Origin of the sequence: Aquimarina algiphila, from assembly GCF_007489275.1 — a bacterium.
Classification (GTDB): Bacteria; Bacteroidota; Bacteroidia; order Flavobacteriales; family Flavobacteriaceae; genus Aquimarina; species Aquimarina algiphila.
In genome coordinates, this window is the sequence record NZ_VLNR01000051.1 from 19,266 (window position 1) to 34,590 (window position 15,325).

Genomic DNA, 15,325 nt, shown 5'->3' on the forward strand with positions numbered 1-15,325 from the left:
TTACCTAAAATAGATATAAGTAGATATTACGATTAAGCATACAATCACACCTACTATCTTAGTATATCTCCAGGGAGTAATATCTACCTCCTTAGTATACTCTTGTTTATATGCCTCTTCTCTCGGATACAATTTACCAATTATTAACATTATAATTACATTTAGAATAAAAAGAATAGCCATTACATGAAGGAAGTGTGGAAAATCATCTTTCATTATTGTACTATTCAATATGATAAAAGTTATATAGAGTAGTGCTCCTAATACTATAGCAACGTTAGCTGCTATTGCGGGAACTTTTTTAGTTAAATACCCTACAACAATTATGGAAAGAATAGGAATACTATAACAACCATTTACTTGTTGTAAGTATTCGAAGATACTTCCTGCTTGAGCTAAAAAAGGTGCTACGAACATTGCTAAAACAGCTAGTAGAATTCCGAAGCTTTTTCCTGCTTTTACTATTTGTTTTTCATTAGCTTCTTTATTAAAATATTCTTTATAGATATCTATACCAAATAATGTTACAGAACTATTTAATGCACTATTAAACGAACTTAATATAGCTCCAAACAATACTGCAGCAAAGAAACCTACAAGTGAAAGAGGAAGTACTTTGCTTACTAATTTTGGATAAGCTTCATCTGCTGTAGCTAATTCTCCTTCAAAAAGATGAAAAGCAATAATCCCAGGTAACACAACAATAATTGGTCCTAATATCTTAATGAAAGAGCCCAATAATAAACCTTTTTGTCCCTCTTTAAGATTTTTAGCTCCTAATGCTCTCTGAATAATTGCTTGATTAGTTCCCCAATAAAATAATTGCACAAGCATCATTCCTGTAAATATAGTAGCAAAAGGAACAGAAGCATCTTTATTACCTATAACTTTAAATTTATCTGGATTTGTTGTTATCAAAGTACTAATCCCATCAAATACACTCCCTTCTCCTATCTCGATTAACCCAAAAACAGGAATCATAATACCCCCAACAAGTAGTCCAACCGCATTAATTGTATCAGAGACTGCAACTGCCTTTAATCCTCCAAAGATTGCATAAATCGCACCTATAATACCTATTCCAAATACACAAATCCAAATAGAAGCAGTTTTTGAAACTCCTAATATCGTTGGTACATCAAACATAGTTGTTATCGCAAGTGATCCCGTATATAGCACTACTGGCAAAAATACCACAACATATCCTGTTAAAAATAACCCTGATGTTAGCGCCTTTGTTGTTGTGTTATATCGTTGCTCAAGAAATTGCGGAACAGTGGTAATTCCTCCTTTTAGATATTTTGGCAACAGGAATACCGCTGTTATTACCATTGCGATAGCCGCCAGGGTTTCCCACGCCATTACAAGAATACCTTCTGTAAATGCTTGCCCGTTAAGTCCTACTATTTGTTCTGTCGATAGATTGGTGAGTAATAATGATCCAGCAATTACTGTTGCAGTAAGGCTACGCCCTCCCAGGAAATACCCATCTGATGATGTTTCATCGGTTTTTCTGGTAGCTATGTATGATACAATTGCAACTAACAGTGTAAATCCTACAAACGAAATAATACCCATATCAAAATTTTAGCGATTAGTTAATCGATAAAACTATTGGATATTACTTAAAAACTATTATGAATTAAATCAAAAAACGACGTTGTATAGTTTTTGTATAGGTATTTCGTTTTATTGATCATCTCTATACGATCCTATTCCACATAAATCTAGAAATAATCTAATCATAAAACACACTATCATTGGATTTTGTTTAAGCAACTATAATCTTTTGAATTAGAAAAACTAAACAAATTCTAATAGCAAACCTCTCTCCTTATTCTCTTTTATTTCTGTTTAGAAAAAATGTGATAATCATTGCAATGACGGCTGCCATTAACAATACTATAAAACTAAGCCGTAAGCTTTCTATTTTTGATAAGAATCCCAAAATAGGAGGACTAAGCAAAAAACCTAAATAACCAAAACCTGCTACAAATGAAATCCCTTGTGCAGCTGATATTCCTTTTGCTTTTCCGGCAAGTCTGAATAACTCAGGAACAATTACAGAAAAGCCTAATCCTACAAAACCAAATCCACTAATCGTGACTACTAATTGAGAACTTAAAATAGCGAAAAAGCCAAAGATGCTAATCAAACAACCTCCTATAATTATAGTGAATGATCCAAAACGTTTACTTATTGCATCACCAAAGAATCTTCCCAATGTCATCATTGCTGAAAATGTTACAAAACCAAATCCAGAAATTTTCTCTGAGGTAACGGCCACTACATCTTGAAGATATAATTTGCTCCAATGTTCTATTGCTCCTTCACTACCCATGATCAAAAAAGCAATAATAGTTAATCCAAAAAGCGGTCTTATGGATTTTAAAGAATATGATCGTTTTACTTCTTTATTTTCTTGCTTTCCTGCAATACCAAAAAATGCTCTAGCAGTTAAAAGATTAGTCATAACAACAAAAATTACGGCAAATGACATATGTATAACGGGCACTTCAATATAAGTTATTATAATACTGCCTATTCCCGCACCAATGACACCTCCTAAGCTAAAAAAACCATGTGACGCAGACATAAAATGCACCTCATCTTCTTGTTCTATACACGAAACCAAAGCATTCATTCCGACATCGGTAAGGCAAGCTGATAATCCTACAAAGAAAAGAGAAATACAAAGTAAAATATAATTAGGTACAATAACCGGGACTAAAAATAACATAGAAAAAGTTATAATTGCGAATAGTGTTACTCTACCAACACCTATTTTTTTTATCAATATTGATGATAAAGGGATCATTGTCAAAGTCCCTAAAGCAAAACAAAACAAGGCAATACCTAATTGAGCATCATCAATATTAAGCTTATCTTTTATGCCAGGTATATAAAGCACCCACGTACCTACGATAATGTTTAATGAGGCAAATACCCATGAGGGTCCAAAATATCTCAGTTTTGTAAGAATCAATTGTAGAGAATTCATTTGTTTGAGTTAAATATTGACAAACTCAAAAGTAAACAACGTGCTCATTTTATTTTTAAAACAAAATATTCAAATTATAAAACAAAATATTCCTTATACTAAAATCAAAGAAAATATTATGTTAATTTTGTTACATGAAAGTTTCTTATGAACAAATCTATCTTACCTCATCAAGCTCGGTTAAAATTGAAAGCTATACCCATAAATCGCAATGTGATAGTGTAAGCTGGCATTTACACCCAGAATATGAACTCGTGTTCATAAAAAGTGGAAAAGGAAGTATACAAATAGATTCTCATTTTGAAGAATATTCTGATGGACTACTAGTTTTTTTAGGCCCAAACATCCCTCATATGCCCTTTGGGAATAAACAATTTAAAAGTAATATGGAAGTAGTTATTCAATTTCCAAAAAGTTTTATTGATGAAAAACTAGCGCATTTTCCAGAATTTGATATGGTATTAAAATTGATAGAAAAATCTAACAACGGAATTTTATTTTCTCCAGAAACTCATAAAAAATTATCTCCTCTTTTTTTAAAATTCAATAAGCAAAACGCTACAGCACGACTACTTAATTTCATTACTATCCTACATCTACTTTCTATTTCTTCTGATCAACGAACAGTATTAAAAGAGAAGTTATCCCTTGATATCAATCAGCATACTTTTGAAAGAATTTCAAAAGTATATCAACATATAAATGATCATTATGCAGATGAAATACGCTCTGATGCTTTAGCAAAAGAATTAGGGCTCACTCCCAATTCTTTCTGTAGAATGTTTAAAACTATTACGCAAAGAAATTTTATAGACTTCTTAAATGAGTTTAGAGTAAAAAAAGCTCAGGAATATTTTGAACATCATGACACATCCATATCTGCAGTAATGTACCAATGTGGTTTTAATGACCCATCATATTTTGCAAAACAATTCAAAAAATATTCGGGGATGACACCATCGCAGTATTATAATCAAATATAGAAACACTTAAATTATGAATTCTTTTTATCCAGGATTCCTTGTTTTAATATTTGTCCGAATTCAAACATATCCTCATAAGAGCAATAGAAGGGTGCCGGTGCCAAACGAATTACATTAGGTTCTCGCCAATCTGTGATTACACCATTCTTCATTAAATATTCAAATAATGCTTTCCCTTCACCATGAAGAAAAACAGAAAGTTGTGTTGCACGCTCTTTTTGGGCTGAAGGTGTTATAATTTCGAAAGTACTGTCAACTTCTTTATCTATTTCTTTTAAAATAAACTCCAGATAGGATACAATACGATTACGTTTTTCAATTAATGCATCCATACCTACCTCATCAAATAATTCTAAAGAAGCTAAATATGGAGCTAAAGACAATACCGGAGCATTACTTAATTGCCATGCATCTGCATTTGGCATGGGTTCGAACTCTGGTTTCATAAGAAAACGAGTTTCTTTACTTGTCCCCCACCAACCTTCAAATCGAGGAATATCTTTCTTATTATGAAAACGTTCATGAACAAAGCATCCAGAAGCATTTCCCGGACCACTATTCATATACTTATAACTACACCAAGCTGCAAAATCCACATTCCAGTCATGTAATTCTAACTTTATATTTCCTGCTGCATGAGCAAGATCCCATCCAACAAAAGCTCCGATATCATGACCTGCTTTGGTAATGGTTTTCATATCAAACACCTGGCCTGTATAATAATTCACACCTCCAATCAAAATCAAAGCACATTCCTCTCCTACCGCTTCTATAGTTTTCAGAATATCTTCTGTTCTAAAGTTATGTTCTCCTGCTCTTTTTTTAATCTCTATAATAGCATCATCTGGATCATACCCATGAAATCTCACCTGGCTATTCAGCATATATTGATCACTCGGAAAAGCTTTTTCTTCGCAAATGATTTTATACCGTTTCCCTTTAGGTTGATAAAAAGAAACCATTAATAAATGAAGATTAACAGTTAAGGTATTCATCACTGTAATTTCTGCCTCGTTTGCTCCTACAATTTTACTTAGCGGTTTTGCTAGACGTTCGTGATAATCCCACCATGGTTTTTCAGCATAAAAATGTCCTTCTACTGCCAAATCTGCCCAATCTTTCATAATATCATCCACATACTTTTGGGTATTCTTAGGTTGGAGTCCAAGTGAATTACCAGTAAAGTATATCACTTGCTTGCCGTTAATTTTGGGAAAGAGAAACTGATCTCTATGTTCTCTTAACTTATCTTGTTGATCAAGTTGTAGAGCAAATTCTCGGGTATTTTCGAAATGCATAGTAGCCATTTTGAGTCAAAAATACATATTAGAATTAAGATTGCAGAACAGTACAGTAACATAATATCAAATCTTGGATCGTAGGCCCTATATCAACAGACTTTTTTTTATTTATAAACTATTCAAACCAAAATGAGTCTCATAAGCTTCTCACATCATTATCTACTGATTATCAAATGTCTAAAAAAATTGTATTTAGTAGGGTATAAACCTTGAATGTATAAAATAGGTATAGAAAATATACTTAAAACCTTTTTACATGAAAAAAGAACTTTTAGAAACTAGAAGGAGTAAAACAATTAATGAAAGGAACACAAAACCATCTCTTGACGTAGAATCCCTAAACCGGCATCAAGTTATGGCGATAGAGATGATATCGAGTGTTGTGGTGATGGCCCGGGTCAATGTGGTTCTGATTCTTAATATGTCAACAGGATATCAAGCAGAGACCAATACGTGTGTTTCTAGACTTATATAGTTTTAACGAAGTAAGGGTATTTATGATAACACAAATCCTGCTTTTTCATAAAATATTTCAAAATTATAATACCTTACCACTGCAAAATTCAAGAATACTATAACTTTGCAGTAAAATTCGAATTATGCATTTTATTCCGGAGGATCTTGACACCTATGTTGTAAATCATACACAGAAAGAACCTGAATTGCTACAACAGCTTACTCGAGAAACGTATCAAAAAATACTTCAACCCAGGATGTTAAGTGGGCCTTATCAAGGTAGGGTTTTAAGTATGTTATCAAAACTTATTTATCCTAAAAACATATTAGAAATTGGGACATACACTGGATATTCTGCATTATGTTTAATGGAAGGAATTCAACAGAATGGAGAATTACATACCATTGATATTAATGAAGAATTAGAAGATTTTCAAAGAAAATATTTTGACCTTTCTCCTTACGGAAAACAAATCTATCAATATATTGGTGATGCCACCAAAATTATTCCTGATCTGGATATGAAATTTGATTTGGTCTTTATAGATGCTGATAAACCAAATTATCCTGCTTATTTTGAATTAATCATTGGTAAAATGAATTCTGGAGGTGTTATTCTATCAGATAACGTCCTTTGGAGCGGCAAGGTTGTTGAAAAAGTAAATGAAGATGACCTTTCTACAAAAGCTCTTCTAAAGTATAATGCACTTTTGGTTGAAGATCATAGAATAGAGACCGTATTACTTCCCATACGAGATGGGTTAACAATTAGCAGGGTTTTATAGGTTAAAATATAATATTATTAAAAAAGAAAAGGTTAGAAAGAACATATCTCTCTAACCTTTTCTTTTTATTTTTGATTTCTATTTTTTACTGTACTGCTTTAAGTGCATCAATATTACCATAACCAAATTTACCATTACGGTTAGGATAAAATTCTCCTGCTCTTTTAAGCTTATCTAATACTTGCTCTCTGCTCATATTTGGATTGCGTGCCCATACCAAAGCAGCAATACCTGCAGTCATAGCAGTGGCAACAGAAGAACCTCCAACATATGCTTGTGATCCAGTATTAAAACCAAGTACAGGAACATTTCTATTAGAATCTCCAGCTCTTTGCATCACAATAGTAAAATCAATTTTACTTCCATCATGACAAATATTACAACGGTTATATCCATTATCTTTAATTCCAGTAACCGCTATGGTTTCAGACATACTAGCTGGAAATATAACTCCGTACCAATTAGTGAACGTGGTAGAAGTACCTCCTGCAGCAACAATCATTTTTCCTCTAGAATATGCATAGCGTACAGCATCTTTTACATTTCCAATAGACCAAGGATACCCTACCGACATAGAAATAATTTTAACATCCCCCCTATTTCCTAAATCTTTTAAAGCGTTACTAACTCCTTTACGCTCATGATAATCATTTAAAACGACATCTTCTGTTCCTCTATAAGCTACAAGGTTACAGTTATATGCCACTCCAACCGGCATAAAATCATTATTACGAGGTGATGCAATAGCAGATGCCATTTGAGTACCATGACCACATCTATCATTTGGGCCATCAATATTATTAGACCACCACCAAGGAGAATCGATAAAAGTTCCAAAACGTTGTACACTCCTTCCATTTGAAGCTCCATCGTTAAATCCATTACCTAATAAATTTTGGTTTGCAGAAATTCCAGTATCAATTAGACCTACAGTAATACCAGATCCTGTACTTAAGTTCCATGCTTGTGGAACCTTATGAATATCAAAATTCCAAGGTAATCTTGCATTGGGAGAAATTACTCTATAATCTCCGCTATTAATCGTTTGACCGCTTTGACCGCACCCAGCAGATTTTTGCTGATTAGAAGTTTCTTTTTCTAAATAAAAACCATAACCAATTGGATCTATATACCTAACATCATCCATGGCTTGTAATGCCTCTATAGTTTTTAAACTGGTAATTTTTACTTCAGTCACATTAAGTATATCATCAGCAGACACCACTACATTAGATTGTTTTGCACCTTCTAGAGCTCCAACAACATCATATATCTTGGTTCTTGCACTATTTAATCGTGCGGATTTTTTATTTGAAAAACTTTCTCCCTTATTTCCATATCCTACACTTGCAATATCGCCTCCTAATGCGATTGCACTTAAAAGAACATTTGCAGGTGCATTTTTCCAAACTATATCTCCATTTTGTTTTAATTCACTTTCCATATATGCATTGATTTCTTCTATGGATAGTAATTTTTGAAATTCTTGAGAAGTTGTATTAGAATCTACAATTTCGCTAGGGTCTTCTTTAGAGCAAGAGTATATAAAAATCAGCCCCAATACTAATAATGTAATTTTTTTCATTTTAGAATAAGATTATGAGTTTGTGTGTTAAAAATATACAAATGAAAAATCTGCAAAAATCACAGATAATTATCATTTACGTAATATCATTGCTAATATATTAAATAATCTCTAATTATTTGATAATTAAATTATCATATAGTTAACAAAAAACTCAATATTATGCTTGCATAGGACTAAAAAAATTAACAAACCTATAAGAAAATTCAATGTTTATGGGGGGTTTAAAGTATAGTGCTGAACAATAAGATTTATTCAAAAAAACATTTATTTTTTTGAATAAATACCAGAATATACAAGGAGAATTAGATAAAAAACAGGTTCTTAAGGAATTTTGATCTAAGGTTGACGTTTTATCGGACCTGTAATATCATCGATATCATCTTTTACTTTATCGATTTCTTTTTTAATATCAGTGGTAATAGATGATGTGATGTCTGTATCAAGACCATGCTTTTCTGCACTCTTGGTAATCTCGGTCTTAATATCATTTGTAGCATCTTTAACAACGCGCATTCCCTTACCTAATCCTCTTGCGATTTCGGGGATCTTATCTGCACCAAAGACCATTACTACTATAAATATAATAAAGGCTATTTCGGTTCCGCTAATAAATAAAGGTAATACTGTCATAACAATGCAAATATAGGCAATATTGTGTAAAAAAAAGCCATCTCTGAAGACTTCGGAGATGGCTTTTTTTTCTTTGGTAAAATAACTTATTGTCCTTTTACTTTATTTTTAAATTGTTCGAACTTCCCTAACTTATTCCTCTGAGGCCAGCTATTATTAGAAGTATCAATATCAGCTGTTTCTTGTTGTGGATCAACCACAATTTTAGAAATTTCTTTCTCAGAAGCTATAGCTCGTTTTACTACACTATCATTCTTTCTCCATATCTCTGCTGGGTAGGTAACTGTTTCCTTTGTTCCATCTTCGTATGTATACTCCACTATTAATGGCATAACAAGTCCTCCTGGTTTTTCAAAGGTAACTTCATAGAAAAACTTTGGGTTTTTCATATTCTTGCGCTCTTCAGGAGAGAAATTATCCATTACATATTGTTTTAATGCAACCGGATCTTCAATGATGCCTCCATTCTCTTTGATTCTTTTATAATCACTACTTCCTTCTTCAACCATAACAACAAGATTTGAAGGGTTTGCAAATCTTAAACTTCTGCTGGTTGCGGCAAATTTTTGTGATTCTAATGTAGGCACTTTAGAAACCACAAATTTCTTTACATCTCTTACTCCTATATCGGTATAATCTGTTGTATAAAACCATCCTCTCCAAAACCAATCTAAATCTACTGCCGAAGCATCTTCCATTGTTCTAAAGAAGTCTTCTGGTGTTGGATGTTTAAACATCCATCGTTGAGAATATGTTCTAAATGAATAATCAAAAAGGTCTCTTCCCATTACTGTTTCTCTCAATATATTTAATCCTGTAGCTGGTTTTGCATAAGCATTTGGACCAAACTGATGAATATTATTAGACTGAGACATTATAGGAGAAAGTCGGTTTTGATTTCCACTCATATAAGGTATAATTTTTTGCGCTGGTCCTCTACGAGACGGATATTTTTTGTCTGAACCTAATGCTGCAGGGTACCATTCTCCAAAATCCTGTTCTGCAACATATTGCACAAAAGTATTAAGACCTTCATCCATCCATGTCCATTGACGTTCATCACTATTCACGATCATAGGAAAAAAGTTATGTCCAACTTCATGTATAATAACACTCATCATTCCATATTTTGTGCGGTCACTATAGTTCCCATTTTTATCTGGTCTTCCATAGTTCCAACAAATCATTGGATACTCCATTCCTTGATTCTTTGCATGTACAGAGATAGCTTTATGATATGGGTAATCAAAAGTCATACGACTATATGATTTTAATGTACTGGCAACTACTTTTGTTGACCATTCTTCCCATAAAGGGTTTCCTTCTTTTGGGTACATCGAAACTGCCATAATATCTTTTCCACCAATTTTGACGGCCATTATATCCCATATGAATCGTCTGGAGGTAGCGAACCCAAAATCACGAACGTTTTCTGCTTTTAACTTCCAAGTATTCTTCTTTTCAGAGAATGTTTTTTCTTTTGCTATTGCTTCTTTTTGAGTTACAATAACTACAGGTTTATTATATGACTTCTTTGCTTTTTCATAGCGATTCATCATATCTTTTGTAAAGACCTCTTTTCTATTTACTAACACTCCCGTTCCGTCCAAAATATGGTCTGCAGGAACAGTAATATTCACTTCAAAATCACCAAAAGGCAATGCAAATTCTCCTCTTCCCCAAAATTGGTGATTTTGCCATCCCTCAACATCATTATAAACTGCCATTCTAGGATAAAATTGAGCAATTACATAAGCTCTGTTTCCATCTTCAAATTCTTCATACCCTGATCTACCTCTTCCATTAACATGGTCATTTATATTATACCACCAATCAATTGAAAACACAAATTTACTCCCTGGCGCTAAATGTTCTGGCATTTCTACTCGCATCATAGTACGATTAATCGTATACTTAAGTGGATTGCCGTTTACATCTTTTACAGAGGTAATGTTAAATCCTCCATCAAAAGGTTCTGCAAAATATTGGGTTACAAAACCCTTTTGCGAACTTGCGGGATCAACTCCACCACCATTGATTAATGGTGTTTTAGAGTCTTTTGCACGCATATTCTGATCTAACTGTACCCAAAGAAATTCTAAATGATCAGGAGAATTATTGGTGTACGTAATCGTTTCTTTACCAGAAAGTTTTTTGTTTTTATCATCAAGCTCGATGTCCATTTTATAATCGGCTTGCTGCTGATAATATGCAGAACCAGGAGCTCCTGAAGCAGTTCTGTACATATTTGGAGTAGCAAACTCATCGTACATCTGTTTGAATTTGTTCTCATTAGTATGCCCTAATTCTCGAACATTTTTAGTCTCTTCTTGATTTTGAGCGTATGATACACCCGATATCCAAAAAGTCACTGAAAGGACTAAAAGTATCTTTTTCATTGTAATGATTTTGAGTTAAATGTTAAGATTTGCAAAGTAATTGTTTTTTAAAAGCTTAGTAATTTATTTACTAAACTTTAACATCCCAATCTCCCGTTCTTTCTCAAGAATAAGACTTTTTCTCTTTTTTCCTTTTCTTACATGAACAATATTTTGTTGTTCTTCAAAAAGGTCCATTAAGACTTGATTTGTGATTTCAATCGTATCTAAAGATGTAATATTTTCTATTTCTAAGTAACAAATGATAAGATCATCTTCATATTCTTTCCCTAAAAAAGTAAACGATACTTCTTTTTGGTTTACTACAAAAGTTAATTTCTTATGAAGATATATATCTAAATATTTATCTACTTGAGGATCTTCTTTATCTTTATCCAAAATAACCGATGCGTCATATCTTTCTTTAATAAGATCTTCTATATCATCAATAAAAATCCTTGATATCACTTGTAATGAGCTCTGTTCTTGATTGTATTCTATCTGGGTTACACTAACATAAAATTTATGCACATCTGTAAAAGAAGAAGTCAATGGAACCGATATCATTAATAAAAGAAATACTATGATTTTATTCATTTTTTCTATAAACTTTTAAAATAAGGTGGAATTTATATAAAGAATCTATATAAATGTATTTACATAAATCATTACCCCCTATTCTTATGATCTAAATTTGTAAAACGATAAATGTAATTAATTTTAATGTTTTGAATATAAAAATTATGCCAAACTTAAAATCTTCTAAAACAAGGATCTAATAAAGTGCTTTCTAATCTAATGCAACTCTTTATGTTTTTTGTAAGATTTTGCCTTTTTCTGAAAAAATTCTAATAATGTAAGTCGTTTAGAATTTTCAAGGAGATTATTAAAATAATCATCTTTTGCACAGTAGTATACAAAATCAGTAATCAACTCTTCTGGTAATGCCAATTCCTCTACAAAAAATGTTGTACTAAAGGTAGTTGTGCCTTTTTGCACTATCTGTTGTAAATCTTCTAAGGCTTTAATTTTCTTTAGTTTCTTGAGTGTACCATTTAAATAATTTAAAGGTCTATCCAAAATTCCTGATTTCGCCGTATAGATTCTTCTTTCTGTTTTTGTCGGTTGTGGTTTATCACTAAAAGGAAGTCCCAATATCTGGTTATCAACAAAAGGTTGCAATTCGACAGCGCCTACATCTTTATCAAGATGACCAGAAAGTTCAATATTACTTACTTTTACTTGTTCTAACAACTGCACTACCGGATATAAAACAACAGATATTCTTTGTTCTTTGTCAAGTTGTTCTAAAGTAACAACAATAGATCGAGTTTGGTACTGTACTGATGAAAAAACAATAGAATCTCCTACACTTGCAGGCATCTCAAAAAAACCATTTTCATCATTAGTAGTTCCTATCGCTTTAGTATAATTTACAATATTAATTGCATACCCTTGAATCGAATCGGCTATGATTTTTCCCTTTAAGGTTTCTGACTGACCAAAAATTTGAATTGAAGTAAGTAGTAAAAAAGATAGTATATATTTAACCATATTGTATTATCAAAACAATCTTTTCTTAAGTACATAAGGTAAAGATCAACAATACAAAGACGTTATATTTTCAAGAAAATTACAAAAGATAAAAAATTAGTATGATTATTGTCTCTCACGATATATTTTACTTTGATATACCAAAAATTGTAATAAATCCAGTTCTTTTCCTGACTCAAAATATCTATTGCTTAGCCCATTATCTTCTGCAAAAAAGATAAAATCATTAATTTGATCCATTTCTAGAGCTAAGAAATCTTTAAAAAACTCATCATTGTACATATCTCTGACTTTTACATCAATATCAGAAGGTAATTTTTTCTTTTTGGATTTTTCTTTAGTGTTATAAACCAGTTTAAAAAGATTAACAAAATTTAATCCATTAATCATCCCGTCTTCTAAAAACACTTTATTTTCTAATGTAGATTGCTGATCTTGAGTAAAATCATAGTCAATATCATTAATTCTTGAAGAAGTTTCATCTGCAACCTTCCCTATACCACTTTTAGTAAATCCAATTTTTTTAACATCAACCGATACATTACCCAATAAGTCATATGGTGTTACTACTACTTCTTCAAGTTGGTTTACAGATTCATTAAGAAACACGTTCAATTTCCTATTATCAACTACTCCTTTATCCACTAATATCACAAAATGTTGATATTGCATAGCTACTACTTCAATTCTATCATTAATACCAACATTAATCTTAAATTCTCCGTTTTTAGTACTAATTGTACCTTTATTACTACTACGATTATAAATAACCACACCTTCTACATCATCACCAATAGGTGCACTAATCTTTCCTTCAATCATAACTCGGGAAGTAGTAATTTGTGCTTTCGAAACACTAATAATAAAACAAACAAAAAATATAGACAACTTTATTTTCATAATAGACAAGGTTAATTTATTTATTAAGATACTACATTTTTTTTATCTTCCTCAAAGATTTAAATATAAGAAAACGTTAAACTACCTTTACTAAAAAAAACAATGAGAAACTGTATCATAGCAAGCACTTCCACACTTTACGGAAGCGAACCTTTGGAGTATTTAAAAGAAGCTTTAACTGACTTATACTCAGACACTGAAGAAATACTTTTTATTCCGTATGCCCGTCCAGGCGGAATTTCGCATGATGAATATACTATTGGAGTTAATAACATTTTTAAAAAAATAAATAAAAGAATTGTTAGCATACATATGTTTTCTGATACTAATGAAGCATTAAAAAGTGCTAAAGGAATTTTTACGGGAGGAGGAAATACTTTTTTGTTAGTAGATCAACTCTATAGAAACAACGTAATAAAACCCTTAACAGAAGCTATACAATCAGGGACACCTTATTTAGGAACTAGTGCTGGAAGCAATATTTGTGGACTTACCATGCAAACCACTAATGATATGCCTATAGTTCATCCCCCCAGTCTTAAAACACTTGGAATCTTTCCTTTTAATATAAATGCTCACTATCTTGATCCTGATCCTAACTCTACACATAAAGGAGAAACCAGAGAAACAAGAATCAAAGAATTTCACAACTTGAACCCCCAGCCAGTTGTCGGATTGCGTGAGGGTAGTTGGTTGAGAGTTAAAAATAACGATATCACTTTAGAAGGAAACCTAAAAGCCAGAGTTTTTGAACAGAATAAAACACCATATGAAATAACTTCTGGAAGCTCATTATCAGAATTAAACTAAAATCAGATTGTGGAATATCAACATATACTTAATACCATAGCATCAGAACTTTCCTCAATACAATCAACTGGAAAAGTAGCTTCATATATCCCCGAATTAGCAAAAATAGAGTATGAAAAATTTGGGATGCACCTGTACTGTATCAATTCAGGACATTATAATCTAGGAGATAGTGAAGAACGATTCTCTATCCAAAGTATTTCAAAAGTATTTGCTCTCACAAGAGCAATGTCTTTATTAGATGATGAATTATTTAAGCGAGTTGATGTAGAACCGTCTGGAGATCCCTTTAATTCTCTAATACAATTAGAGTATGAAAACGGAATTCCAAGAAATCCTTTTATCAATGCAGGAGCGCTAGTTATTTCTGATATTTTAATTTCACAATTAAAAGATCCAAAAAAGGATTTTCTTGATTTTATACATAATATAACAGGAAATTCTAATATTGGAATTAATTCAAAAGTTTTTGAATCTGAAAAGAAATATAGTTATCGTAACGCTTCTTTACTTAATCTCATGAAGTCTTTTGGTAATATAAAAAATGATATTGAGATCGTACTCGATTTTTATATTTATCAATGTGCCATAGAAATGTCTTGTAAAGAGTTATCAATTGCGTTTATGATGTACGCCAATGGAGGTAAGCGAATATCTGACGATGAGCAAATACTATCACCCAGAAAAGTAAAACGTATTAATGCTATTATGCAAACTTGTGGTTTTTATGATGAAGCTGGCGAGTTTAGTTTTAGAGTGGGTTTACCAGGCAAGAGTGGTGTTGGTGGAGGAATAGCAGCTGTGCATCCAGGGCAATATGCTGTCACTGTATGGAGTCCTCCTCTCAACCCTAAAGGAAATTCTGAACTGGGCATGTATGCCTTAGAAAGGCTTACAACTTTAACGGGGTTATCAATTTTTTAAAGAGCTAAATTTGTA

General features: G+C 32.2%; 13 protein-coding genes. 4 read left to right on the forward strand and 9 right to left on the reverse strand.

Going from position 1 to position 15,325, the window contains the following annotated elements; translation table 11 throughout:
• Both FOF46_RS20870 and FOF46_RS20875 read right to left on the reverse strand, forming a co-directional pair.
• On the reverse strand, positions 1-1,578 hold the full coding sequence (locus FOF46_RS20870) for a solute:sodium symporter family transporter (protein WP_143917787.1): 1,578 nt from the start codon (positions 1,576-1,578) through the stop codon (positions 1-3).
• A 256-nt stretch (positions 1,579-1,834) separates the two neighbouring features.
• Positions 1,835-3,001, reverse strand: a complete 1,167-nt coding sequence (locus FOF46_RS20875; RefSeq protein WP_143917788.1) for an MFS transporter — start codon at positions 2,999-3,001, stop codon at positions 1,835-1,837.
• A gap of 134 nt (positions 3,002-3,135) precedes the next feature.
• Between FOF46_RS20875 and FOF46_RS20880 the strand changes: the two genes are divergently transcribed.
• Positions 3,136-3,984, forward strand: coding sequence for an AraC family transcriptional regulator (locus tag FOF46_RS20880; protein WP_143917789.1), 849 nt, complete (start codon positions 3,136-3,138; stop codon positions 3,982-3,984).
• 11 nt (positions 3,985-3,995) lie between these two features.
• Here the strand turns inward: FOF46_RS20880 and kynU are convergent, their stop codons facing one another.
• The gene (gene kynU, locus FOF46_RS20885) at positions 3,996-5,282 is read right to left on the reverse strand and encodes a kynureninase (protein ID WP_143917790.1); all 1,287 of its coding nucleotides are present in this window, start codon (positions 5,280-5,282) and stop codon (positions 3,996-3,998) included.
• A 602-nt stretch (positions 5,283-5,884) separates the two neighbouring features.
• Here kynU and FOF46_RS20890 point away from each other — a divergent pair.
• A complete protein-coding gene (locus tag FOF46_RS20890) occupies positions 5,885-6,526 on the forward strand; it encodes an O-methyltransferase (protein ID WP_109434705.1) in 642 nt (213 codons plus the stop codon).
• A gap of 85 nt (positions 6,527-6,611) precedes the next feature.
• On the opposite strand, the gene FOF46_RS20895 is transcribed toward FOF46_RS20890, so the two are convergent.
• The 6 genes from FOF46_RS20895 to FOF46_RS20920 all read right to left on the reverse strand — a co-directional run bounded on the left by FOF46_RS20895 (position 6,612) and on the right by FOF46_RS20920 (position 13,576).
• Complete coding sequence (locus tag FOF46_RS20895; protein WP_109434704.1) at positions 6,612-8,111, reverse strand: S8 family peptidase; 1,500 nt, start codon at positions 8,109-8,111, stop codon at positions 6,612-6,614.
• Positions 8,112-8,450: 339 nt separating this feature from the next.
• On the reverse strand, positions 8,451-8,744 hold the full coding sequence (locus tag FOF46_RS20900) for a Sec-independent protein translocase subunit TatA/TatB (protein ID WP_109434703.1): 294 nt from the start codon (positions 8,742-8,744) through the stop codon (positions 8,451-8,453).
• Positions 8,745-8,830: 86 nt separating this feature from the next.
• A complete protein-coding gene (locus FOF46_RS20905) occupies positions 8,831-11,143 on the reverse strand; it encodes a M1 family metallopeptidase (RefSeq protein ID WP_143917791.1) in 2,313 nt (770 codons plus the stop codon).
• A gap of 63 nt (positions 11,144-11,206) precedes the next feature.
• Positions 11,207-11,719: a DUF6702 family protein gene (locus FOF46_RS20910; RefSeq protein WP_109434701.1), complete on the reverse strand. Its 513-nt coding sequence runs from the start codon at positions 11,717-11,719 to the stop codon at positions 11,207-11,209.
• A gap of 198 nt (positions 11,720-11,917) precedes the next feature.
• Positions 11,918-12,676, reverse strand: a complete 759-nt coding sequence (locus FOF46_RS20915) for a peptidase associated/transthyretin-like domain-containing protein (protein ID WP_109434700.1) — start codon at positions 12,674-12,676, stop codon at positions 11,918-11,920.
• Positions 12,677-12,781: 105 nt separating this feature from the next.
• On the reverse strand, positions 12,782-13,576 hold the full coding sequence (locus FOF46_RS20920; RefSeq protein WP_109434699.1) for a peptidase associated/transthyretin-like domain-containing protein: 795 nt from the start codon (positions 13,574-13,576) through the stop codon (positions 12,782-12,784).
• A 102-nt stretch (positions 13,577-13,678) separates the two neighbouring features.
• Between FOF46_RS20920 and pepE the strand changes: the two genes are divergently transcribed.
• Both pepE and FOF46_RS20930 read left to right on the forward strand, forming a co-directional pair.
• Positions 13,679-14,386 (forward strand): dipeptidase PepE, encoded by a 708-nt coding sequence (gene pepE, locus FOF46_RS20925; RefSeq protein ID WP_143917792.1) that lies wholly within the window; start codon positions 13,679-13,681, stop codon positions 14,384-14,386.
• Positions 14,387-14,395: 9 nt separating this feature from the next.
• Entirely contained in the window at positions 14,396-15,310 is a 915-nt protein-coding gene (locus tag FOF46_RS20930) for a glutaminase (protein ID WP_109434697.1), read from the forward strand.
• Positions 15,311-15,325 lie beyond the last annotated feature (15 nt).